Below are 22,629 nucleotides of genomic sequence, written 5' to 3'. Positions count from 1 at the left end.
TATTCTTATTTATTTTATTTGAGCTCTTGGCTTAAAATTAATTGTAACGATGATTTTTTAAAATATCAGTAGACTATTTGATTAGCACTTATTATTTTGTTAGAAAAATAACCCTTGAGGAGTACATAGTGAATTGTGGTGAGCTTTTTTATTGTTCTTATGACAAGGCGGCTGAAACCCTCCATAATAGGACTCAGCTATCTGAGATAGTACTTTCTAAAGGCATTTCAAAGAAAGATGAGTTGATAGATTTCTTAAGAGAAGAGTTAAAGCATGCATTCGAGTGTGATGTAAGGTTTTGGTTACAAGGTTCGTATAAAAGCCATACATTGATAAAGCCTGTTGATAAATTTTCTTCGTATGACATCGATGTTGGAATTTACCTGTTTATCGATGCCGAAGAAGAGGAGGTTGAGTCAAATGATGTTAAAGAGACGTTAAAAGAAGCTCTTTCTTCATATTGTAATATTAACAACGAGGCTAAACTTCAGGAATCAAAAAATGCCTGCGAAGGATTGAAGTTCACAACATTTCTGACCATTGATACTCCTATTTATTTTAAAACAGACAATAACATAAAATTAGCGACAAATGAAGGCTGGGTTGATAGCGACCCAAAATCTATCCAAGAATGGCTTACCAATGGATATAGCGATAATTCAAGTAGAGCCTTGATGAAGCGATTGGTTCGATACTTCAAGGCTTGGATAAATGTGAAATGGCAAGGTTCTGGTCATAAGAAGATACCGTCATTAGCTGTAAATGTATTGGTGGCTCAATATATGCAAAAAAGAGACCGAGAAGATGAAAGTTTTATACATACAGCGCTGAGTATCTGTGACGCTTTGGAGTCAACGCTCATCGTAAATAACCCTTTAAATGGTAGTAATTTAGTTGCAATGTCTCAAGATTCCGCAACCTTTGCTCACCAGAAATTTGATGAACTAAAACAAGTATGTCTTCAGTGTGTAGATTCAAGTGACTTTCAGAGAGCAATCAGCTTTTCAAATCTTTTTCAGCATTATTTTCCGCAAATTACCTTAAATACTGATGAAGGTAGTACCGGCTTGCCAGCAGTAGTTACTGTGCCTGAAATATCAATTTGCAGATTTGACAAGAATGGTGATCATGTTGAAAACGTAACAGCGGACAAATTATCTGTTACCAAAGGTGATTCACTGACATTTACAATATGCAATCAAAATGCTTTCCATGTTCACGCAAGTGCACACTGGACAGTCAGAAATGTTGGGGTTCAAGCAAATGACGCTAATGATATTGGGCACAAAGTTACAGGTAGACTCAATGAGAACCATAGAAGAGAAACCTCTTACACAGGGTCTCATACGATGGAGTGTATGATTACATACAACGGTGTTGTTAAAGGCTTTAAGGCCATACATGTACAAGTTAAGCCTACGCGAACTTTAAAAAAGAAAAGAGTTTACAAGGGTAGGAGACGCTAATAATGTGGAGTCTTTTTCCATTAAAAATAAGATATGGGGTGCCAGCAGTAGTCGCTATAGCTGTTTTCCTTGCTTTTAACGAGCTTCTTGACAAGCCGTTATTAAACTCTATTTCTTATACAGTTACAGCAATAACATTCCTAGCATGGCTGTTTGGAAAGCATCTGTGGAGATATGTTTATATAGATTATTTAAAAAATCGCTTCTGCCCCGACTTTAATGGAAAGTGGGTAGGGAAAGTAGAGTCAAATTTCGGTGGAGGGAAAAGGATAGAATTCCCAGTGGAAATTGAGGCAGATTTCTTTTCTATAAAAATGAAAGGAAAGACAACGGTAGGTAGGACATATGCAAACTACTGCAAAGTAGTTAGAGCTGAAGACGGCTGCTTTGAGCTTGAATATATGTTTAAAGGCTTCAATGACACCCCTTCAGAAACTGATGATAGCTATTACGAAGGAGCGGCTAGGTTACGTGTTATGGACATATCAACAATGCATATGACAGGGGTTTTTTGGACTAATCGTTGTTGGCAGAATGGCAGAAATACTGCGGGAGTGATTGAACTTTTTAAAGAGGTTTAGGCATGCGTGGCCTCACTTTGATAAAAGCCAGGTGCAAGGGGCGCTGAGGTTTCTTCAAAGGTGCTTCTGTCCTCATACCCAAGCGTTAAGCCGGAGCTGGCGAGGGTGTTCAAAACTCTGTCTCAGCCGGGTCGTCATAGGTTGATATGATATCCTTGGCGGTTCGGGAAATGTATCGCCAATTGTTACTGAACCCGCCTGGGACTCCCGGAAACTCCATTTCTTGGGAGGATGGAGTGATGACGAAATCGAAGAAGTACTCACCTGAAATCAAGGAACGGGCATTCGCATGGTGCGTGAACACCAGAGTAGAGTCCCCCTCGCAATGCCATTGAGTCCATTGCCGACAAGTTCGGCTGCGCTCCGCAGACATTGTGCAATTGGGTTCGGCAGGCCGAGCGTGATACGGGAGAACGGTCAGGGCTGGCCGCCGAGGAGCGGACACGCATGAAAGCGCTAGAGCGCCAAGTGTGTGAACTTCGTCAGGCTAACGAGATCCTGCGCAAGGCCTCGGCGTATTTTGCCCAGGCGGAGCTCAACCGCTGACCCATGTCATGACGGCCTTCATTGACGAACATCGCACGGTTCATGGAGTCGAGCCGATTTGCCGATTGCTCCATCAACCTACTATGCCTATGTGCAGCGCCGTCATCACCCAGAACGTCGCTCTGTTCGGGAGCAACGTGATGTGTGGCTGTGTGAGGAAATTCAACGTGTCTGGGAGAACAATTTTCGTGTCTATGGCGCTCGCAAGGTCTGACGTTAGTTGAATCGCGAGAGAATCGAGACTGCGCTGTACTGTCGAACGTCTGGTGCGTCGTCTGGGGTTGCAGGGTGTCAGATGCGGTAAATCAGTCAAGACCACCATCAGCGACAAGGCTTGCCCATGTACCTTGGGCAAGGTCCATCGGAAGTTTCGCGCAGATCAGCCCAACGCGTTGTGGGTCTCGGACTTCACATACATCCACATATGTCAGGGCTTTGCCTATGAGGCCTTCATCATAGATGTCTTTGCCCGTCGTCTTATCGTCGGCTGGCGAGTGTCCAGTACCGCTAGTACCGACTTAGTTCTGCGGTGAAACTGGCTACTCTGGAGTAGGTCGATTGGTTCAATCATCGACGGCTTTTGACCCTATCGGTAATAAGTCACCTGCCGAGGCAGAAATCGACAACTGACAGAGTCAGCCGAAGCGGCATGATTCAAACGTGGAAGTCTCCGAGATAGCCGTGGCGGTTCAGAGGAATAGCATGAAAATAACGTATAGTTCAGTCAAAAAGCCGAGATGGACGAATCATGAGAGGACGGCTATAGATTGTCTTGTATTCTTCGATAACCTGAGATCTGAGGTTACGTTTACGGCCTCTGCAACTGACCCAGATCCACATGGGCGAGAGATATTTGAGCGTTGTTGCCAGGGCGAATTTGGGATCATTTCACCACCGAAAACCGATAGCCATATCCGTGAAGAAGTTGAAAGTCTCCAGCTTCCCGCCGCATGGCCTGATGCCACGGAGTTTCTTAATTAAGCGAATCGCGAGAACGCAAGTGGAACTGAGCGTGGCCTAGTTCTCGTATGGGCTGCAATGCTGGACGAGATGCTGTGTCGATTGTTAGAGAAGTACTTGGTTGAGGATAGAGTGACAGAAGAGGTCTTGCGCAGAGGGCCTGACGGCCCACTCAAGTCATTCTCTTCACGGGCCAAGGTGGCTTTCTCATTAGGGCTGATCGCGAAAGATGAGATGAAGGCTATTGATAAAATATGAGCAATAAGAAACGACTTTGCACATGAAGTGCGGATTTCCTTGGAAGATAAGGGTTTGCGTGACAAGTGCGAAGTCTTTATAGGAAAACTGTTGGCGATGCTGCCATATTTGAACCGAGTCATTTTTATTCAGCGGGTTGTGCTCGCCTATTAATGATCCTAACCAATCGGATTATGGAAATTGAAGGCGAGCGCTTCCAAGTGAGAAAAGAATCTAAGCCACTCCAATCACGACAGTTTGTGGGGAGATAACTCCTCAACAAACAGAAGCTGCTACTGGACTGGGGCAGCCTTTTCATCGCAGAGAAGCAATAAATCTTCCCAAATCCCAAAAGCTGAGGCTATATCAAGGCTGTGCCTAAGGTCCTCTCTAGGTGAGCGTTGGCATAAAGCCCTCAGTGGGGAAGCATGGTATAGCTACTGGTATATAGAGATTCTCCTCATTTTTTAAATCCAAGAAAAATCAAAACCTTGTCTTTTTTTATCGAATCCTGCAGAGGCCGCCATCAACGCATCCCACGCCATCACCTACTTCTTGAATACCCAGCATCACTTCACGGCCCACGCTCACTAGCGATCCTCCTATCACGTGTTGATGTTTCGCCAACCACACTGCTCAGACAGTTGTGCTCTGGGCTGTCATACGGCATTCGAGTGCTCTGTGCGATGTCAGAGACAGCGAGCTTGACGTCTTACCGCGTTCATGGCGCAACATTGTGCGGAGGTGTATTGAATCGTCTCGAGTCACTTCCTGCTACGGCGCGCATTGTCTACAGCTTCACCCCTCTGTTTTCATATGAAAGCGCTCTCGATAGACCCCAGGGCTAAGTCCTACTCGTTGGCGAAACAGCCTCGTAAATGAGCTCACGTCGCTATAGCCAACTTGAACCACAATTTCTTCAACACTATGGGAGCTGCTATCGAGGAGCGCGCGGGCTGTTTCCAGTCGCAACTCCTGCAGGTAGACCAGCGGTGTCTGGTTCATGACGGCGCGAAAGCGCCTGATCAGCGTTCTATCGCTGACAGCAAGTGCTTTTGCAAGATCCGTCATCCGCACACGTTTCGACATATGGCGTTGCAGCCACTGCTGAGCCCGGCTTACCAGAGCATCTGAGTGCTGCTTCCTCGCCAGCAAGGGGAGATAAGGAACCTGGCTCACCTGACTCACATCTATCAGCATGGTCTTCGCACATTGCGATGCGATAACAGGTCCGGCACAGCGCTCGATAACACGTATCGTCTGAATCAAGTACGACGCTGAGGCGCCTGCGCACATCAGGCGATCTTCTTCCGTCACTACGGACTGAAGCTGAAGGTCCACCTCTGGGAACCTCTCACGAAACTGGCGCTCAAGCCACCATGTGGTAGTGGCCACTCGCTCATTCAGCAGGCCTGTTTGTGCAAGAACAAACGTACCGGTGCAATTGGCTGCCACCCAGGCCCCTGCTTTCCATTGCTGCAACAGCCACTCACTTGCCCCCGCTTGCTGTGCGAGGAAGTGATCGAACTCACGCGAACCGCCGTAAAAAACGCTAGGCACGAACACCAGATCATAATGCTGCCGTGTGTCCAGCGGATACGTTTGCAAAGGCAGGCCATTGCTCGCGGTGACGGGGCCTCCCGCAGCTGAGACAAAGTCCCATTGAAAGTAAGCCGACACCGGCGCCTGAGCGAGACGCAGATGGGAATTTGCCACATTCAGGATGTCGGCAAAGCCCGCCGCAGTCGATGCATAGCACTGATCAAGAGTGAGAATGGCTGCGTGGGGCATAGGATGTCGTAAATCGCATATTTTATGTCATTTTACACACTGTATGTGGATGCCATAGGCCTGTCCAATGTCGATGACCACCGTCGTATCCCATCTACCGGAACAGGACCCTTCCTCATGGAGCGAAGCGAAGCCATTCAGTGCAGTGTCCAGGACAGCATCATGCACATACGTATTAACCGGCCTGAAAAACGCAATGCGATCACCATGCCGATGTTCATTTCACTTACCGCAGCCCTGAACGACGCCGAACAACGGGATGATGTGCTCTGCATTGTGGTAACAGGCAATGGTGAGAGCTTCTGCGCAGGACATGACCTGAAAGCCTTCGAGGAGTGGCCTCAACAGCCCGAGGACCCGGTGCCATGCTTTTTGCATGCAATCGCCAACGTGCGCAAGCCGCTAGTCATCGCTGCGCATGGCTCTGCTGCGGGAATAGGCGTCACCTGGCTTCTGCATGCTGACTGGGTCGTCACAAGCGCTGAAACGACGTTCAAGCTACCCTTTGTCGCCCTGGGCATCGCTCCCGAGGCGGCAAGCTCTATGCTGCTTCAGCGCGCCATAGGGCTTCCGCGGGCCAAGCGCTTGATCTTCGGTGGAGAGGCCTTCACAGGTGAAGAGGCATATCAGTGGGGGCTCGTCGCAGAGCTATCACCGCCTGAAGAGCTGCAAGAACGGGCATTTGAGCGCGCAAGAGACTTCGCATCAAAGGACCCCATCATACTTCGGCGCATAAAGGACTGGTTGCATCCCGGCGATGAGTATCACCAGCGCATTGACCAGGAAGTGGAAGAAATCAATGCGGCGGTGGTTCGCAGGAGGGCATCCAAAGAGCATTAGGGAATCAGACACCCAACACTAAGGCGGACAATCCCCTCCCCTGGGCTATCTCTTCGATATGGGGAGAGCCCGGGTCCAAGGATGTGATGGACACCTGGCAGTCAATCGAGCGGGACTACCGTCGAGATAACTCCCGCACTACGTCCAAGCAAACGATAAAGGCGCGCCCCTCGGCACGCCTTTCACTGCGATTCTTCTAAGAATTCAGGTGATCAACGCTTAGCGCAAATCAGCCTTCGCAGCTTTCGCCCAACCAGCGGCCTTCCTGATGGATGGTGACCTGCTGGCCGTTATCCATGTCGATCACGCTGGCGAAGTGCTCGTCGCTGTGGAGGGTGATGTCCGCATCGAAGCTGGTGCTGCGTGCACCGGCGGTGCATGAGGCCTGGGCGTCGATGGCGTTGCCATCACGGTCGATGGTGATGCCCTCACAGCCAGATTCGGTCCAGTCCTTGCGCATGGTGGCGGCCAGGTCATCGGACTCTTCTGCGGTCATGCACTGGGTAGTGGTTCTTTCTTCGGTCATCTCGGCGGGCAGCTGTGCGCCTTCCATGCTCTGAGTGATCTCCCACTGGCCCGGCTTGAGATCTGCAGCCAGGGCTGTGGATGATACGGCAACGAGCAGTGTCGCAAGCAGAAGGTGACGTGACATGGATCCATCCTGTCGATAAGTGAAGCTCAGTATCCTATCAACGCCAAGGACACACTGCATAACTTACGGCGCTCGACATCTCGACTGCTGGGGGGTGCTCAAGATCCTTATTTTACCGCATGTAAACTCCGGTCTTTCCGCTCCGGCAGCGATCGACCTGTCATCGCTCGAAACATTTATTCAGCGTTTCCCTAATACACTGTGAACACCGTGTTCGGCAGATCACACTGCTAGCTCGACCGCGCCTTCTCTGGGCCTTCTCTGGGCCTTCTCTGGGCCTTCTCTGGGCCTTCTCTGGGCCTTCTCTGGGCCTTCTCTGGGCCTTGTCAGGGCCTGCTCAGGGCCTGCTCAGGGCCTGCTTATGCCAGGCTGACGGCGGCGGCACCTGCTGGAGAGATGACGTGGCTCAGCATGGAGGCCACCTTGGCGGAGTGGGACTGCGCCATGCGTGTCGCGGTTTCCTCGACGTAGGGTCCCATCTCGTGCGGGTCCAGCGCACGCTGCACCATTCCCAGGTACTCGGCCTGATCGGCACCATAGTCACGGTTGCCCAGGGCTACCTGGCCGACGCCATAGTCACGGCCGAAGGCGCCGAAATAGATCGATGCCAATGAGTCGCGCGCGTCACTCTGTTGGAGACCCGCCATGGCGGTTTCCATCGGCATGAAGCGGGCTTTGCCTCGGGCAGCGATACAACTGTCACAGGCCATGGCCAGCTCGTGACCACCGTAACGGGCAATCCCTTCTACCCGGGCGATGGTCACCTGGGGCAGTTGACCAATACGGGTCAACAGTGCCTTGAAGTCCTGATAGGCGTATTCATTGCGGACGTTGAACTTTCCATCCAGCTGCTGGCAGCTGCTGCCACCAATCTGGGCGTTGAAAATATCGGGATGACGCGACTGAAACACCACGACGCTGATAGTGACGTCCAGTTCCAGCTGCTGTACCACTGTGGTCAACTCTTCCAGTGCCAGCTCACTGGAGTGTTCGGTGGGCGCGTCGCTGAAGCTGATCCAGGCGATGGCGTCGTCGATCTGAACATCTAGGGTGGCAAGCTTCTGGTAGCGCATGGGGTGTCTCCGCTGGCATGGTCGCTTGGTGATGTTGGCTTAGCGATACTGTTCTGTTGTCGTCGTTATCTAAGCCAACTTAGCGCGCCGTTGGACCAAGCAGAATAGCTACTTTCCGCTTTCAGAATTTAGGTTTTCTATATAATGCCAGAGCACTTGATGTAAACGCTTGAAGCCGCGCGATAATACCCTCCCCCTCATCTTTCAGGAGTCAGCGCATGGATACCGACGGCTTGCGCCTGTTTGTCCTGGCGGCAGAAACGCTGAATATCAGCGCAGCCGGACGTCAGCTGGGAATCGCCCCCGCCGTAGCCAGTGCTCGACTGTCGAAGCTGGAAACCCAGGTGGGGGCCGACCTGCTGCACCGCTCGACCCGCAAGGTCTCGCTCTCACCGGAAGGTGCCGCCTTTCTGCCTTTTGCCAGGGAAATGCTGGCCCAGGCAGATGCCGGGCTTGCGGTGCTTGGCAAGGACAGCGAAGACGTGGTCGGCCGACTGCGTTTTGCCGCATCCAGCACCTTCGCCCAGCAGTACATTGCTCCTATCCTCCCGGAGTTTCTGGAACGTTATCCGGGCATCAGCGTCGATCTCCGGCTCTCCGATACCCAGATGAACCTGATCGAGGGCGGTTATGACCTGGCCCTGCGCAACTACCCCATCGAGGACAGCAGTCTCAAGGCACGCAAGCTGGCCGACGATCGCCGTATTCTGTGCGCCTCCCCCGGTTATCTGGAGCGCTACGGGATTCCCACGTCCCCCCAGCAACTGGCCGAACATAGCCTATTGGTGTTCCAGGACGGGGCGCCCCGCGCGCTGGCCAAGCATGGCGTCAGAACCCCTCACACCTTTCCCCCCGCCGGGATCAAGCCGCGGGTGTACTGCGATGACGGCGCCAGCATGAGATACGCCGCGGTGGCGGGAGTCGGCATCACCATGCATGCGCTCTGGAGCGTTCGTCACAACCTCGACCAGGGCAACCTCATTCGCGTGCTGCCGGACTACGAAGTGGACGATCGATCGGCAATTTGGCTGGTCTACCCAAAGTCCAGCGTGGTCACGGCCAAGGTCCGGGTGTTTATCGATTTTCTGCTGGAAAAGATCGGCGACCCGCCAGTCTGGGAGCGCTAACGACGGCGCGGGCTATATCGTCACGGGCCAGCTTCGCGAAATGGAAGAAACTGATTCCGGCCTCATGGCGTTTTTCTGCCGTGGCGATTCGGACATCCTGAGCAGCAACTCAACCCCTGACTCAGGAGTCGCACCATGCCCGCAACTACTCTCTCTGCCAGCACCCTCTCCGCCAGCACCCTCTCCACCAGCACCATGCACGCCATGGTCCTCAACAGCTACGGCCCCGACGCACCCTTTGAGCCGGCGACCCTGCCGCGCCCCACGGTGACACCGGGTCACGTGCTGGTGCGCGTCAGCGCCACCAGCGTCAACACTATCGACACCATGATCCGGCAGCTCGGCCAGGAAGAGCTGCCCATCGCGCCGGCCCTTCCCGCCGTGCTCGGCATGGACTTCGCCGGTACCGTGGTCGAGGTCGGCGAAGGCGTCACCGACGTTGCACCGGGGGATGAGGTCTACGGCTGCGCTGGCGGCCTGGGTGATCTGCAAGGCACCCTGGCGGACTACATGCTGGCAGATGCTCGGCTGATTGCCCGCAAGCCTGATCGCCTGTCCATGCGCCAGGCAGCAGCACTGCCGTTGGTGGCGATCACTGCCTACGAGGGTCTGACGCGGTCAGGCGCAGGTAACGGCCACAAGGTGCTGGTCCATGGCGGCGCCGGTGGCGTTGGGCATGTGGCAGTGCAACTGGCCAAGCACTTCGGCTGCGAGGTCTTCGCCACCGGGTCTGGCGCCGCCCAGCTGGCCCAGATCGAGTCCTTCGGCGCGACCGCCATCGACTTCAAGGAACAGTCCGTCGATGACTACGTGCAGCGTTACACCGACGGCGCTGGTTTCGATGTCATCTTCGATACTGTCGGGGGGAGCAACCTGCTCAACTCCTTCAATGCCGTAGCGCTGAATGGCCAGGTGACCACTACCCTGTCTCTGGCAGAACTGGACATGTCGGCGGCACACTTCAAGGGCGCATCGCTGCACGTGATCTTCATGCTGATTCCGATGATTCACAATGTCGGCCGCGAGGTTCATGGCACGATCCTGGCGCGCCTGGCAGAGATCATCGATGCCGGTGCACTGACCCCATTGGTCGATGACCACCGCTTTGGCCTCGGCGATGTCGGCCAGGCGTATGCTCATCTCACCTCCGGCAAGGCCGTGGGCAAGGTGGTGGTAGAGCTGGACGCTGAAAGCGACGCCTGATCGCCTCGCCAGGTGCCCCGGCCATCCATGCCTGGCCACGGCGCGATTATTGCGTCCTGAAAGACACAGGGCTCGCCATCAGGCGAGCCCTTTGTCTATGGCAAACGCGAGTGGCGACCTGTGCAGCATACGCAGGGGCCAACCCCGGCTCCTGTCCTGTCACCGCTCCACTCTCTTGCTCTAGGAAAACCACCGCGCCAGCTTGACCCGCGCCAGTTGTCGATGCTCTTCCTTGACGTAGGAGGCCACGGTGATCAAAGCCACCGCCAGCATACCCATGTCGTCGGTGTAGCCAATCAGCGGGGTCAGATCCGGCAGCGCGTCGATGGGAGAAATAAAGTAGCCAAGCGCCCCGTAGATGGTGGTCTTGGCCCACACCGGGGTGTCCTTGTCGCGAGCGGCGTAGTACAGCGTCAGCGCCCGTGACAGGGTGACCTCGCCAGCGGCCTTGGCATAACGCCTGACCTTGGCCCAGAAGCGTTCGTCCGAATAGTGTTCCGCGTGATCTGGTTCATCGGCCAGAATCACTTCTTGCCTGGTGTTGTCATTCATCTCATCAACCTCCTGATCAGCTACCGGCAGCCTGGCCTCATTCCGTGAGCCAAGCCCGCACTGCGTCAATGCCTGCCTGGACGAGTCGCTGGATGGCACGCCATTGCATGCCTTACCTGTACCGCATGGGCTGTGGGGTCTGCCCCGCGGGCGCCGGGCACCGCTCGGCAGAGGTATGCAGCGCTTGCTTAGTGAAGCAGGACTGCCGCGGCGACTTCAATGGGTCTGCTGGGCGGGCACTGGCATCGATCTGCGTCCGCCCAGGGCTCATCCATTACCTGGGGTCCAGTATGACGCCAGCATAGCGCGATCTTCCTTAACCCCGGATAGATTGTTGTCGCAAACGAAAAAGTGTTTCGGCTCCAGGTGCCTTTTTCCCGTCAGCTTGCGACAGCACACTCGTGCCATGACCCTTCTGTTGATGCCTTACATAAGGCAGGAGCCACAATGAGCTTGCAACGTTTGACCCAGGGGCCTCTCACCATTGGTCTTGAGCTCCCCCTGGATAACGACTGGAGCCAGCCGGGCGAGGCGTCGAGACGACGGGACGGTCGCCCCTTCGGCGTACCGGATCTGAGCGCTCACCTGGAGCGCGCCCAGCTGGCGGACCAACTCGGCTTTCGCGCGCTGTGGCTGCGCGATGTTCCCCTCTACGACCCCAGCTTCGGTGACGCCGGCCAGGTGTTCGAGCTGTTCACGTACCTGGGGTACCTCGCGGCATCTACCCGGCAGACCCTGCTGGGTACCGCGGCAGCCGTGTTGCCGCTGCGCATGCCGTGGCTGGTAAGAAAGGCCGCTGCCAGCGTGCAACACCTCAGCCACAACCGCCTGCTGCTGGGCGTCGCCAGCGGAGACCGCCCGGTGGAATACCCCTTGTTCGGTGTGCCGTTCGAGCAGCGAGGTGAGGCCTTTCGCGATGCGGTAGCGGTGCTCAAGGGCGATGCCGACCAGCGCCTTGACGCGGGACAGGCCCTGCTGCCGGAGGCAGAGCAGCCACCATTGCTGGTCGCCGGTCTGGCTCAGCAGCGCCCCGACTGGGTCGGGCAGCACATGGACGGCTGGCTGGCCTACCCAGGCACCCCCGACGACCACGTTCGAAGAGTCGACCTGTGGCGCAGGGTGGCCGGCGACAAGCCCTACGTCAGCTTCATCCACCTGGACCTGGCCGAGAACCCTGAGGAACCGCCACGCCGACATCGCTTTGGCCTGCGGGTCGGCAGCCAGGGCCTGATTCAAGAGCTGACGGCCATGCAGGCTGCAGGTGTCAACCACATCGGGCTTAACCTGCGGCGCACCCAGGCCCCGATCGAGGATACCCTGCAGCGCCTGGCTGCCGAGGTACTGCCCACCTTTCACCACGACGCTGAGGCGTCGTCGTCTTCTACAACGCAACAGGATGTTACCCATGCCCCAGCATGACACCTTCAAGGCCTGGACGTGGCACGAGCCGGGGGAGCCGCTGTCCCTCACCCTGGAAGATCACGAGATGCGCCCCGCCGAGGCCGGTGAGGTCATCGTCGATACCAGGGCCATCGGCCTGAACCCGGTCGACTGGAAATTCATCGCCATGGAAAGTCGCCTGTGGCAGCCCGGTCAGATTCCCGGTGTCGATGCGGCCGGCGTGGTGATTGACGCCGGCCCTGGCGTCGACCACCTGGCACCCGGCGACCGTATTGCGGTACACACCTCACTGGCCGGGCCCGGCACCTTTGCCACCCGACTCAGGCTGCCCGCCCGTGCGGTCATGCGGCTTCCGGATGGTATCGACTTCATCACCGCGGCGGCGTTCCCGTGCCCGGTGTTGACCGCCTGGCAGGCCATCGAAAAGCTGCCCGACACGACCGGTGCGCAGCTGCTGGTGTCCGGCGGCTCAGGCAGTGTGGGGCGTATCATCGTGCAGCTGGCCAAGGCGCGTGGCTTCCACGTGATCGCCATGTCCTCTCCCGAACGCCATGAACTGCTGTACGCCCTGGGGGCCGACGAGGCCATCAGCTCACCCCATCAGCTGACGGCACCGCTCTTCGCCGTCATCGATACCGTGAACGGCGAGCACGCCCGCCAACTGTCACAGCATCTGGGCGCCAATGGCCATGTCGTATGTGTACAGGACCGCTTGGACGGCCCAGTGGCGCCGCCGTTCGAGCGCGCCCTGTCCCAGCATGAGGTGGCGTTGGGCGCGTTGCACATGACCGGCACCGACCAGGACTGGCAGGCGCTGGTCAACGCTGGAGAGACGCTGCTGAACCAGGTGGCCGAAGGCGCCCTGTCGCTGTCCGATGTGGCGGTGGATGAGTTTGATGCGCTGCCGACCCGCCTGAGCGAGCTCAAGCACGGCCCGCGGCAGGCAGGCAAGCTGGTCATCCGCGTAGACCGCTAGGCGGTAGACGGCTTAGCGGCGCAAGGGCTGGCGACAGAGCGTCGCCCGCCCCTGTCAGATGGTGCAATCAGACGGAGCGGTCAGACAGAGCGGTCAGGCAGAGCGGTCCGCCACTGGGCCAAGGGGTCCGGCCGCCTTGCCGTACATCTCGGCAAAGCCTGGGATATACGCCTCCCACTTGGGGGGCGTGCCGACCATCTCGCGCAGAATCTCGATAAAGCGCCGGGTCCTCAGCGGCATCTCGCGATGGGGATACAGCAGGGTGATGATGCCAAAGGCCGGTAGCGGCAGGTCGGTCATCAGCGGCACGATCTTGCCCTCCTTGACCTCATCTCTTATGGCAAAGGCTGGCAGCACGCCAATGCCCATCCCAGCCATCACGCCCCGTTTCACCACTTCCGCCTCACTGGTACGCATCTGGCTGTTGAGCGGCAGCTTCTGCTCTCGTCCCTGTTCGTCCAGATAGGGCAGGTAGTCCACCTGAAACTCGAGGGAGCTGAAGGTCAACGCGGGCAGCCGCGACAGTGTGGCGAGATCGCGGGGCTCTCCATGGCGCTCGATAAATTCCGGGCTTGCACCAATCAGCAGATGGTTCGGTGCCAGCGGCGAGGATACCAGCGTCGAGTCCTGAATATCCCCCACCCGCAGGACCAGGTCGTAGCCCTCCCCGATCACATCGACCCGACGCTCCTCCAGCTGCAGATCCACTTCGACGTCAGGATAGTGTTCGCGAAAGCGACGCATGGCCTCGAAGCCCAGGCAGCGACCAAGAATGCCGGGAGCACTGATCTTCAACCTGCCGCTGGGTGCCTGCTGCAGGTTCTCTGCCAGCGCCTGAGTGTTATACATCCATTCCCGCAGCTCGCGGCCCTGCTGAACCATGGCGAAGCCCGCCTGGGTCAGCGACAGCGAGCGGGTAGAACGATTGAGCAGGCGGACGCCCAGCTCCTGCTCGAGCCTCGCGATATGCTTGGACACGACGGACCGATCCAGCTCACGCCGCTTTGCCGCCTCAGAGAAACTGCCAAGTTCCGCTACGTCTACCAGCAGCAGCAGTCGGCTGGGTTGGTCCATCGTGTCTTTCCTCGTGTGGGGGTTGGGAGCAGGGGTCCCGGGGCTGAGGTCCCGGCGCTGGGATCTCGGGGCTGGGATCTCGGCCTGAGACTGTGGGGGCGATTGATTCAGCATAAAACCGTGCATATGTGGCAACAATAATGTGCGACCAACCGGTCTAATACAACCCCCAATCAACGATTACACTGGCCAACCTTTTTTCGAGGAGTCGCCAGATGTCACATCTCAGCCCCCCGCGCGACCCCCAGGTGGCGTCGCAATCTCCCTCTCGCACCCTGCCCAGTGCCAGCATTCCCTCTGCTGGCCGTCTGCTTCTCGGGGTGCTGGGGATGGCCAGCCTTGGCCTGTTGCTGGCGGCTTGCCAGCCCAGCGAGGGCCAGTCGAACCAGAATGCCTCAGGCGCGGCCAGCGAGGCCCCCGCCGTCGAGGTCGTCGAGGCCGTGCGCCAGCCGGTCTCGAACTGGTATCGCTACACCACGCGCCTCGAGGCACCGGAGCGGGTCACCCTGCGTCCCCGGGTGACCGGCCAGGTCGCCGACATTCTGTTCGAGGAAGGCAGCCTGGTCGAACAGGGACAGCCCTTGGTGCGCCTGGACCTGGCCCCCTTCGAGGCACGTGTACGTGAGCTGGAAGCCCAGCTCGCCCGAGGCAAGGCAGAGCAGGCCCGGGCCAACGGCGAGGCCAATCGCGCCAATCAGCTGGTTGGCCGCAACCTGATGGCCCGCGAGGAAGCCGAGGCACGCCGGGCAGGCGCCCAGGCCCAGGGTGCGCAGGTCGCGTCCCTGCAGGCCCAGCTCGACAGCGCGCGCCTGGACCTGGCACACGCCGAGGTCACCGCGCCGATCAGTGGGCGCGTCTCGCGTGCCGACCTGACCGTGGGCAACGTGGTCAGCGCCGGGCAAAGCGTGTTGACCACGATTGTCAGCACCGACCAGGTCGACGCTTACTTCGATATCGATGAACGCACCTGGAATCGCGACTTCGCGGCGGTGACAGCCGACCAGGGCTGGCCGGTGGAGCTGCAGCTCGCTGGCCAGGATGAGTTTGCCTTCGAGGGCCAGCTCGACTTCATCGACAACCAAGTGGATGAAGCCACCGGCACCCTGCGAGTGCGTGCCCGCTTCGATGCGGCGCATCCGTCCCTGCGTCCCGGCGCCTTTGCCAGGGTGAGACTCGCCGCTGCACGTGACCGCGAGGGTGTTCTGGTGCCCGACCGTGCCATCGGCACCGACCTGGACGCCAACTTTGTGCTGGTGGCTGGCGATGACGGCACCCTTGCCTACCGCAAGGTGACCACCGGTGCGCGTTTCGGCGCTTGGCGCGAGATCACCGAAGGCCTGGAGGGTGGCGAGCCGGTGGTCGCGGCAGGACCGTCGAAGTTTGGCCCCGGCATGGCGGTGTCTCCCCAGGTCATCGACGGGCCGGACCGCTCCACGCTGGAACAGCTGCGCCAGCGCACCGAACGCCTGGCCCAGCGGCTGGGCGGTTCGTCCGGCGAGATTGCGGACACACAGCCAGCGCCGAGCGCCAAGGGCCCTGCTGACGCGCTTGCCGCGGACAGTGCCGCGGGCGGCGACGAAGCACAGGAGCGTTCATGAATCTGTCGAGTTTCTTCATTCGCCGTCCGGTGTTCGCGGCGGTCCTGTCGATACTGATCGTGGTGGCCGGAAGCCTGGCGCTGGTCAAGCTGCCGATCTCGGAGTATCCCGAGGTGGTGCCGCCCACGGTCGTGGTCAAGGCCAACTACCCAGGCGCCAACCCTGAAGTCATCGCCAAGACCGTGGCGACGCCCCTGGAGCAGGAGATCACCGGGGTGGAGGGAATGCTGTACATGGATTCCCAGTCCACCGCCGATGGCAACCTGACGCTGACCGTGACCTTCGCTCTCGGCACCGACCTGGACCAGGCCCAGGTCAACGTCCAGAACCGTGTTGCCCGCGCCACTCCCCGCCTGCCCCAGGAGGTTCAGGCCCTGGGCGTGACGACCGAGAAGTCGTCTCCCAACCTGACGATGGTGGTCCACCTGACCTCACCCGACGGTCGCTACGATCAGCTGTGGCTGTCGAACTTCGCACGGCTGAACCTGCAGGACGATATTGCTCGCCTCGATGGTGTCGGTGATGTGCAGCTGTTCGGCGCCGGCGAATATGCCATGCGGGTGTGGCTGGATCCTGACGCGGTGGCTTCCCGTGGCCTCAGCGCCAGTGATGTGGTGGCCGCCCTGCGCGAGCAGAACCAGCAGGTTGCGGCGGGTAGCCTGGGCGCACAACCGGCGCCCAGCGAGAGCCAGTTCCAGCGCCTGCTCAACGTCAAGGGACGGCTGTCGTCGCCCGAGGAATTTCGCGACATCGTGATCCGCGTGGACGACGATGGCCGTATTACGCGCCTGGGTGACGTGGCGCGGGTCGAGCTGGGGGCTGACCAGTATGCCCTGCGCGCTCAGCTCGATGGCAAGGACGCGGTCGCCATGCCGGTCTTCCAGCGCCCCGGCTCCAATGCCATTGCGCTGTCCGATGGCGTGCGCGACTACATGTCCGAGGCGGCCAAGGCCTTCCCCGATGGCGTGGGTTACGACATCGTCTATGACCCCACCGTCTTCGTGCGCGGCTCCATCGAGGCGGTGGTCCACACCCTGCTCGAGGCGGTGCTGCTGGTGGTGGTCGTGGTCGTGCTGTTCCTGCAGACCTGGCGCGCCTCCCTGATCCCGTTGATCGCGGTACCGGTCTCGCTGATCGGCACCTTTGCGGTGATGCAGTTGATCGGGGTATCGATCAATACCCTGTCGCTGTTCGGACTGGTGCTTGCCATTGGCATCGTGGTGGATGACGCCATCGTCGTGGTGGAGAACGTGGAGCGTAACATCGAGCTCGGCCACTCCCCCTACGAGGCGACCCAGATCGCCATGCGTGAAGTGACCGGTCCGATCATTGCCATCGCCCTGGTACTGACCGCCGTGTTCGTGCCGACCGCGTTCATCAGTGGACTGACGGGCCAGTTCTACCAGCAGTTCGCCCTGACCATCACCATCTCGACGCTGATCTCGGCCTTCAACTCGTTGACCCTGTCACCGGCGCTGTCGGCCCTGTTGCTCAAGCCGCATGGGGCGAAGCCGGACTGGCTGACCCGGGTGATCGATGGTCTGTTCGGACGCTGGCTGTTCGCCCCGTTCAACCGTGCCTTTGCCGCCATGTCGCGGGGCTATACAGGTCTGATTCGCCGCCTGCTGCGCTTCGGTCTGATCGTCGGCCTCGGTTATCTGGCGCTGCTCGGTCTGACCGGCAAACTGTTCCAGGAAGTGCCGGGCGGCTTTATCCCCTCCCAGGACAAGCAGTATCTGGTGGCGATGGCCCAGCTGCCTGACGCGGCAAGCCTTGAGCGCACCAGTGAGGTCATCAGCGAAATGCAGGAGATTACGCTGTCGACCCCGGGTGTCGCCCATACCGTGGCCTTCCCTGGGCTATCGGTGAACGGCTTCGTCAATGCCTCGAATTCGGGCATCGTGTTCACCCCGCTGGATGCGTTCGAGGATCGCCAGTCGCCGGAGCTGTCTGCCAGCGCCATTGCGGCTCGCTTGAACGCCCAGTTCAGCCAGATCGACGAGGCCTATGTGGCGGTCTTCCCGCCGCCGCCGATTCTGGGACTTGGCACCACAGGTGGCTTCAAGTTGCAGCTGCAGGACCGCGGCAACGTGGGATTCACCGGCCTGTTCGACGCTACCCAGGCGGTCGTGGCAGCGGCCAACCAGGATCCGCGCTTGGCCGGCGTGTACTCCAGCTATCGGATACAGGTGCCGCAATTTGACGTGGAGGTGGACCGCGAGCAGGCGTTGGTGATGAATGTCTCGCTGGATGCGGTATTCGACACCCTGCAGATCTATCTGGGCTCGCTCTACGTCAATGACATCAACCGCTTTGGCCGCACCTATCAGGTACGCGCCCAGGCCGATGCCGAATATCGCCTGGATGCCGAGGCCATTCGTCAGCTCAAGGTGCGCAGCAACGACGGTCGGATGATCCCGCTGGGCAGCTTCGTCGACGTCAGCCCCACCACGGGACCTGACCGGGTGATGCACTACAACACCTTCGTCAGCGCTGATATCAACGGCTCACCCGCGCCCGGCATGTCCAGCGATCAGGCCAAGCAGGCCATCGAGGAAGTGCTGGCCGACACCTTGCCTTCCGGTGTGGACTACGAGTGGACCGAGGTGACCTATCAGCAGGTGCTGGCAGGTAACACCATGATCTACGTCTTCCCGCTGGTGGTGCTGCTGGTGTTCCTGGTGCTGGCGGCCCAGTACGAGAGCTGGTCACTGCCCTTCTCGATCATCCTGATCGTGCCGATGACACTGCTGTCTGCCATGGCTGGGGTGTGGCTGACCGGGGGAGACAACAACATCTTCACCCGTATCGGACTCATCGTGCTGGTGGCGCTGGCCTGCAAGAACGCGATTTTGCTGGTGGAGTTTGCCAGGGAACAGCAGGACCAGGGGCAGTCGCGCCTCGACGCCGTACTGACCGCTTGCCGTCTTCGCCTTCGTCCGATCCTGATGACCTCGGTGGCCTTCACCGCGGGTGTTATCCCGCTGATGCTGGCTAGCGGCGCCGGCAGCGAGATGCGTCAGGCCATGGGCGTGGCGGTGTTCTACGGGATGATTGGCGTCACCGTCTTCGGCCTGCTGCTGACTCCGCTGTTCTACGTTGGCGTGCGCCGCATGGTGGAACGCAAGCGCGCCAACGCTAGCCCCAGCGCTCCCGCACTGGAGGGCGATGCCCCTCATCAGTGACCGCGCGCAGTGCGCGAGCACTGCAACGAGTTCCAATGCTGTTTCGATGACAGCCCTCTTGCCCCGGCCTACCCCAGCCGGGGCTTTTTTGGTCCATCGCCGACAACGGTAAACAGGTAAGGCTTGGGACAAGGGGAACACAGAACTGGCGGCGCGCCCACGAAAGCCCATGCCGGCCACCTCGGCGAGGCGGCCCACAAAGGATGAATCAGCAAGGATGTATGAGGAAGACCGGCTCAGGAAGACTGAATCAGGAAGGATAGATCAGTGCGGACGATCCTGGCGCAGGGCTTCAATGGCATCGGCCATATCCTCGGCGAGGGCGTGCACCGCAGCGCTGTCGACATCACGCTGAGCAAAGGCCCGCAGTCCCATCACTTCGGCCTGCATCCGGCGGCCGAGGCGCACCGGATCAGCCCCAGCGGGAAGCTCCTGGGCATCACGCGCTGCTTCAAAACGTTCGACAAAGCGCTGCTCCATCGCCACCAGCAGGGTCTCCGCCTTGGACAGCGCCACCTGTTCACGCTCGCCCAGCTCCAGCAGACTCTTCATCAACATGCAGGCGCGGCTGGGCACTTCGCTGTCACGCAGGCCTCCCAGCTTGCGCAAATAGGCGGCAAGCCCGGACAGCGGTGACGGGTGCTCGGCCATGATGCGTTCCAGCTCTACCAGGGCCAGACGGGCATAGCGTTCAAGGGCTTCCTGAAACAGCGCATCCTTGCTGCCAAAGGTGGCGTAGATGCTGCCAGGACGCATGTCGAGCACCCGTTCCAGATCCTTGAGCGAAGTCGCATGAAAGCCTTTCTGCCAGAACAGGTGCAGCGCTCGTTCCAGTGAGTCCTGGCGATTATGCAGTGTGGCTCGCGGCATGGTGAATCCGATGTTCCCGGTCAGTGGCTGACCTTCAGAAAATTGAGTGTTCGCTCAAATTTTATCTTGAGTGATCGCTCAGGTATAGCTAGAGTATGCCGGAACGGCTTTCAGCACGGTCTGCTGGCGGCCAATTTTGAGCAATCGCTCAACAAAACGGACTCAATGGCGGGTGCAACGCTTTAGGCTGCCACGGCCTGCGCCCTGACCACAGACGCCATCACACAGGAGGCAACATGACTCGCTTCACTCTCCATGACAAGCAAAGTGCCCCAGCCGACAGCCAGGCACTGCTCGACAACTCCGTCAAGGCGTTCGGCATGGTCCCCAACCTGCATGCGGTCATGGCCGAGGCGCCGGGCCTGCTGGAAGGCTACCAGCAGCTGCACCAGCTGTTCCTGGACTCCAGTTTCGATGCGGACGAAACCACCGTGGTGTGGCAAACCATCAACGTGGAGCACAACTGCCACTACTGTGTGCCGGCACACACCGCCATCGCCAAGCAAATGGGCGTGGACGACGCGGTCAGCGATGCCCTGCGCAACGAAACCCCGCTGCCCAACGAGCGCCTCGAAGCCCTTCGCAACTTCACCCTGAGCATGGTACGCGAGCGCGGTTTCGTGGATGCCGATGCGGTCCAGGCCTTCCTGGATGCCGGCTACACTAAGCGCCAGGTACTCGAGGTCGTGCTGGCACTGTCACAGAAGGTGATGAGCAACTACACCAACCACATGGCCGACACTCCAGTAGACGAACCCTTCGCCAAGTTTGACTGGCACAAGGCAAAGTAAGTCGTGACTAGGCAACGGGCCACCCTGCAATGCCCCCGTGGCCCGTTGCCCATCACACTGCCCTCCTCGCCATCTGTGCTGCTCTCAAGCACCGATCGTCCATGATGCAGATCGCGCCTGAAACCGATAGCGTAGGTGCGAGACAGCTAAGGAATAGCGAGTCAAGGCAAGCTCGTCCATTGCAAGGAGGTGATATGAGTGATCACGCAATTCCCAAGGTGCTGGTCTTCGACGTCAACGAGACGCTGCTCGACCTGACCCACCTTGAGCCACTGTTCGAGCGGCTGTTCGGCGACCCTGGAATGCTGAGGGAGTGGTTTGCCCAGCTGATCCTTTACTCACAGACCATGACCCTGTCGGGGCTCTACACCCCGTTTGGACAGCTCGGCGCTGGCGCGCTGCGGATGACAGCCGATATCCATGACATCGCCGTTGAGCAAAGCGATATCGATGAGCTGGCATCTCGCATCGGCTCCATGCCCGCACATCCGGATGTGGCCCCGGCGCTTGAACGGCTGAAGGCAGCAGGCTTCCGCCTGGTGACCCTGACCAACTCTGCCCCGGGCGCCTCACCGTCGCCACTGGAAAGGGCCGGGCTGAGCGACTATTTCGAGCGCAGCTTCAGTGTCGAGCCGGTCAGGCAATTCAAGCCCGCCGCATCCACCTATGCTCAAGTCGCCCAGGAGATGCAGGCCGAAGGGGATGAACTGTGCCTGATTGCGTGCCATTTGTGGGACACCATTGGCGCCCAGGCATGCGGCTGGCAAGGGGCACTGGTCCTGCGTCCCTACAACGCTCTGCTACCGGCGCAGAACGTCCCGATGCCTGACTATATCACCGACAACCTGTCACAACTGGCAGATCAATTGATTACTTAACCCTATGTTATATCTTGGTTTTTAAATTCCAAGCAGTAACAGGACAGGGCGGTCTCAATGAGTAAGTGCAATAGTCACTACACCGACGATTTGCTCCACCGCACGTTACGCGAACGATGCATCTGTAGCTGAAAAGACTTAAGGGTTTGCGCTGGCGTCGCCCGACGACTTCAGCTCTTCTCTTATTCAGCGCTTCTCTAGGCACCAGCGATAATCTGGCGAATTGATAGACGGCTATCGACAGGTGGCTATCAACAGAGCGGTCAGGCCATATGTGACAATTGTCACCTCAAGATACCGAGACTGACTTTTTCTTTTGCCTGGTGTTGCCAGATCTTCACGCTTTTCATCTCTCTCGTTTTTTCTTGCCCTGTTGCCCCCTGTTGCCCCCCTCTTTCTCTCTCCCCCTCTTTCTCTCCCGTGACGCCTCTTAAAGCGCCTCGCTTCTCCGACATCTGGTCTCCAAGATGCTCCCAACCTAAGGTGTCCTTAGGGGCATTACGGCTTGTACGAAAAGTGCCTGCGCTTGGTGATACGGCGTTAAAAATCAGCTCAAAATGCTCATTTACACCTCGTAAACTGCGCTTTCTCACCGATTTTTGCCTTGTCTAACCTTCGCTCGTCGAATTTTCGGACAAAGCCTAGGAGCATTAGCGGCATTTACAATAAACCTACAAAGTGACAATGCCGTCGATCTCGTCAGTAAATACCGGGAAATAATAGGGTTAATCAACGAATCGGAGTCATTCTCACCTGTTGCCGTAGCGGAGATCTGGCTCAGCCGAGGTTTTCAGCACATAAACTCAGCGAACGTTATCTATACTCGGC

General features: G+C 58.2%; 17 protein-coding genes, 1 pseudogene and 1 other annotated feature. Of the genes and pseudogenes, 12 read left to right on the top strand and 6 right to left on the bottom strand.

Annotation, left to right across the window (positions count from 1 at the left end):
- Positions 1–128 precede the first annotated feature (128 nt).
- The 3 genes and pseudogenes from KUW18_RS19885 to KUW18_RS09095 form a co-directional block, all read left to right on the top strand.
- Positions 129–1,466, top strand: coding sequence for a cyclic GMP-AMP synthase DncV-like nucleotidyltransferase (locus tag KUW18_RS19885; RefSeq protein WP_222561219.1), 1,338 nt, complete (start codon positions 129–131; stop codon positions 1,464–1,466).
- 2 nt (positions 1,467–1,468) lie between these two features.
- Positions 1,469–2,047 carry a hypothetical protein gene (locus tag KUW18_RS09100; protein ID WP_222561218.1) on the top strand — a complete coding sequence of 193 codons (579 nt, stop codon included), beginning with the start codon at positions 1,469–1,471 and terminating at the stop codon, positions 2,045–2,047.
- 239 nt (positions 2,048–2,286) lie between these two features.
- Positions 2,287–3,120: pseudogene (locus KUW18_RS09095) on the top strand (IS3 family transposase); the annotation flags it as partial.
- Positions 2,560–2,666: a sequence feature (AL1L pseudoknot), on the top strand. Its footprint overlaps the pseudogene before it by 107 nt.
- Positions 3,121–4,588: 1,468 nt before the next feature.
- Here the strand turns inward: KUW18_RS09095 and KUW18_RS09090 are convergent.
- Entirely contained in the window at positions 4,589–5,581 is a 993-nt protein-coding gene (locus KUW18_RS09090) for a GlxA family transcriptional regulator (RefSeq protein ID WP_222561217.1), read from the bottom strand.
- Positions 5,582–5,698: 117 nt separating this feature from the next.
- Here KUW18_RS09090 and KUW18_RS09085 point away from each other — a divergent pair, with 117 nt between their 5' ends.
- On the top strand, positions 5,699–6,421 hold the full coding sequence (locus KUW18_RS09085; protein WP_222561216.1) for an enoyl-CoA hydratase/isomerase family protein: 723 nt from the start codon (positions 5,699–5,701) through the stop codon (positions 6,419–6,421).
- Positions 6,422–6,650: 229 nt separating this feature from the next.
- Here the strand turns inward: KUW18_RS09085 and KUW18_RS09080 are convergent, their stop codons facing one another.
- The gene (locus KUW18_RS09080) at positions 6,651–7,073 is read right to left on the bottom strand and encodes a DUF3617 domain-containing protein (protein WP_222162823.1); all 423 of its coding nucleotides are present in this window, start codon (positions 7,071–7,073) and stop codon (positions 6,651–6,653) included.
- A 359-nt stretch (positions 7,074–7,432) separates the two neighbouring features.
- Complete coding sequence (locus tag KUW18_RS09075; protein WP_222561215.1) at positions 7,433–8,146, bottom strand: enoyl-CoA hydratase/isomerase family protein; 714 nt, start codon at positions 8,144–8,146, stop codon at positions 7,433–7,435.
- A 218-nt stretch (positions 8,147–8,364) separates the two neighbouring features.
- On the opposite strand from KUW18_RS09075, the gene KUW18_RS09070 reads away from it, so the two are divergent.
- Together KUW18_RS09070 and KUW18_RS09065 are read left to right on the top strand one after the other, a co-directional pair.
- Positions 8,365–9,273 carry a LysR family transcriptional regulator gene (locus KUW18_RS09070; RefSeq protein WP_206941053.1) on the top strand — a complete coding sequence of 303 codons (909 nt, stop codon included), beginning with the start codon at positions 8,365–8,367 and terminating at the stop codon, positions 9,271–9,273.
- Positions 9,274–9,408: 135 nt separating this feature from the next.
- On the top strand, positions 9,409–10,476 hold the full coding sequence (locus tag KUW18_RS09065) for a zinc-dependent alcohol dehydrogenase family protein (RefSeq protein ID WP_261396522.1): 1,068 nt from the start codon (positions 9,409–9,411) through the stop codon (positions 10,474–10,476).
- Between the two features lie 180 nt (positions 10,477–10,656).
- Here KUW18_RS09065 and KUW18_RS09060 read toward each other — a convergent pair whose 3' ends face one another.
- Positions 10,657–11,028, bottom strand: coding sequence for a YkvA family protein (locus KUW18_RS09060; protein ID WP_222561214.1), 372 nt, complete (start codon positions 11,026–11,028; stop codon positions 10,657–10,659).
- Positions 11,029–11,475: 447 nt separating this feature from the next.
- Here KUW18_RS09060 and KUW18_RS09055 point away from each other — a divergent pair, with 447 nt between their 5' ends.
- Both KUW18_RS09055 and KUW18_RS09050 read left to right on the top strand, forming a co-directional pair.
- Positions 11,476–12,447 (top strand): TIGR03571 family LLM class oxidoreductase, encoded by a 972-nt coding sequence (locus KUW18_RS09055; protein ID WP_222484934.1) that lies wholly within the window; start codon positions 11,476–11,478, stop codon positions 12,445–12,447.
- Positions 12,434–13,405: an alcohol dehydrogenase catalytic domain-containing protein gene (locus KUW18_RS09050; RefSeq protein WP_222561213.1), complete on the top strand. Its 972-nt coding sequence runs from the start codon at positions 12,434–12,436 to the stop codon at positions 13,403–13,405. Before KUW18_RS09055 ends, KUW18_RS09050 begins: the two co-directional genes overlap by 14 nt.
- 93 nt (positions 13,406–13,498) lie before the next feature.
- Here KUW18_RS09050 and KUW18_RS09045 read toward each other — a convergent pair whose 3' ends face one another.
- The gene (locus tag KUW18_RS09045; RefSeq protein WP_222561212.1) at positions 13,499–14,479 is read right to left on the bottom strand and encodes a LysR family transcriptional regulator; all 981 of its coding nucleotides are present in this window, start codon (positions 14,477–14,479) and stop codon (positions 13,499–13,501) included.
- Between the two features lie 215 nt (positions 14,480–14,694).
- On the opposite strand from KUW18_RS09045, the gene KUW18_RS09040 reads away from it, so the two are divergent.
- Together KUW18_RS09040 and KUW18_RS09035 are read left to right on the top strand one after the other, a co-directional pair.
- The gene (locus KUW18_RS09040) at positions 14,695–16,077 is read left to right on the top strand and encodes an efflux RND transporter periplasmic adaptor subunit (protein ID WP_222483978.1); all 1,383 of its coding nucleotides are present in this window, start codon (positions 14,695–14,697) and stop codon (positions 16,075–16,077) included.
- Positions 16,074–19,262, top strand: a complete 3,189-nt coding sequence (locus KUW18_RS09035; protein WP_222561211.1) for an efflux RND transporter permease subunit — start codon at positions 16,074–16,076, stop codon at positions 19,260–19,262. The genes KUW18_RS09040 and KUW18_RS09035 overlap by 4 nt, the downstream gene beginning before the upstream one ends.
- A 264-nt stretch (positions 19,263–19,526) precedes the next feature.
- Here KUW18_RS09035 and KUW18_RS09030 read toward each other — a convergent pair whose 3' ends face one another.
- Positions 19,527–20,132 (bottom strand): TetR/AcrR family transcriptional regulator, encoded by a 606-nt coding sequence (locus KUW18_RS09030; protein ID WP_206941066.1) that lies wholly within the window; start codon positions 20,130–20,132, stop codon positions 19,527–19,529.
- A 236-nt stretch (positions 20,133–20,368) separates the two neighbouring features.
- Between KUW18_RS09030 and KUW18_RS09025 the strand changes: the two genes are divergently transcribed.
- Together KUW18_RS09025 and KUW18_RS09020 are read left to right on the top strand one after the other, a co-directional pair.
- Positions 20,369–20,923, top strand: a complete 555-nt coding sequence (locus tag KUW18_RS09025) for a carboxymuconolactone decarboxylase family protein (RefSeq protein ID WP_222561210.1) — start codon at positions 20,369–20,371, stop codon at positions 20,921–20,923.
- Positions 20,924–21,117: 194 nt separating this feature from the next.
- Entirely contained in the window at positions 21,118–21,801 is a 684-nt protein-coding gene (locus KUW18_RS09020; protein ID WP_222561209.1) for a haloacid dehalogenase type II, read from the top strand.
- Positions 21,802–22,629: the final 828 nt, after the last annotated feature.

The organism is Halomonas sp. DP5Y7-2 (assembly GCF_019802025.1).
GTDB classification, from domain to species: domain Bacteria; phylum Pseudomonadota; class Gammaproteobacteria; order Pseudomonadales; family Halomonadaceae; genus Halomonas; species Halomonas litopenaei_A.
The sequence above is the reverse complement of the archived record's forward strand: the minus strand, read 5'-3'. Positions and strand labels throughout refer to the sequence as shown.

What these genes read in the sequence shown, in the direction of transcription:
- KUW18_RS09030 (WP_206941066.1), bottom strand. Translation starts at nt 20,132, where the DNA reads ATGCCGCGAGCCACACTGCATAATCGCCAGGACTCACTGGAACGAGCG.
- KUW18_RS09035 (WP_222561211.1), top strand. Translation starts at nt 16,074, where the DNA reads ATGAATCTGTCGAGTTTCTTCATTCGCCGTCCGGTGTTCGCGGCGGTC.
- KUW18_RS09050 (WP_222561213.1), top strand. Translation starts at nt 12,434, where the DNA reads ATGCCCCAGCATGACACCTTCAAGGCCTGGACGTGGCACGAGCCGGGG.
- KUW18_RS09040 (WP_222483978.1), top strand. Translation starts at nt 14,695, where the DNA reads ATGTCACATCTCAGCCCCCCGCGCGACCCCCAGGTGGCGTCGCAATCT.
- KUW18_RS09075 (WP_222561215.1), bottom strand. Translation starts at nt 8,146, where the DNA reads ATGCGCTACCAGAAGCTTGCCACCCTAGATGTTCAGATCGACGACGCC.
- KUW18_RS09080 (WP_222162823.1), bottom strand. Translation starts at nt 7,073, where the DNA reads ATGTCACGTCACCTTCTGCTTGCGACACTGCTCGTTGCCGTATCATCC.
- KUW18_RS09045 (WP_222561212.1), bottom strand. Translation starts at nt 14,479, where the DNA reads ATGGACCAACCCAGCCGACTGCTGCTGCTGGTAGACGTAGCGGAACTT.
- KUW18_RS09020 (WP_222561209.1), top strand. Translation starts at nt 21,118, where the DNA reads ATGAGTGATCACGCAATTCCCAAGGTGCTGGTCTTCGACGTCAACGAG.
- KUW18_RS09070 (WP_206941053.1), top strand. Translation starts at nt 8,365, where the DNA reads ATGGATACCGACGGCTTGCGCCTGTTTGTCCTGGCGGCAGAAACGCTG.
- KUW18_RS09060 (WP_222561214.1), bottom strand. Translation starts at nt 11,028, where the DNA reads ATGAATGACAACACCAGGCAAGAAGTGATTCTGGCCGATGAACCAGAT.
- KUW18_RS09100 (WP_222561218.1), top strand. Translation starts at nt 1,469, where the DNA reads ATGTGGAGTCTTTTTCCATTAAAAATAAGATATGGGGTGCCAGCAGTA.
- KUW18_RS09090 (WP_222561217.1), bottom strand. Translation starts at nt 5,581, where the DNA reads ATGCCCCACGCAGCCATTCTCACTCTTGATCAGTGCTATGCATCGACT.
- KUW18_RS09055 (WP_222484934.1), top strand. Translation starts at nt 11,476, where the DNA reads ATGAGCTTGCAACGTTTGACCCAGGGGCCTCTCACCATTGGTCTTGAG.
- KUW18_RS09065 (WP_261396522.1), top strand. Translation starts at nt 9,409, where the DNA reads ATGCCCGCAACTACTCTCTCTGCCAGCACCCTCTCCGCCAGCACCCTC.
- KUW18_RS09025 (WP_222561210.1), top strand. Translation starts at nt 20,369, where the DNA reads ATGACTCGCTTCACTCTCCATGACAAGCAAAGTGCCCCAGCCGACAGC.
- KUW18_RS09085 (WP_222561216.1), top strand. Translation starts at nt 5,699, where the DNA reads ATGGAGCGAAGCGAAGCCATTCAGTGCAGTGTCCAGGACAGCATCATG.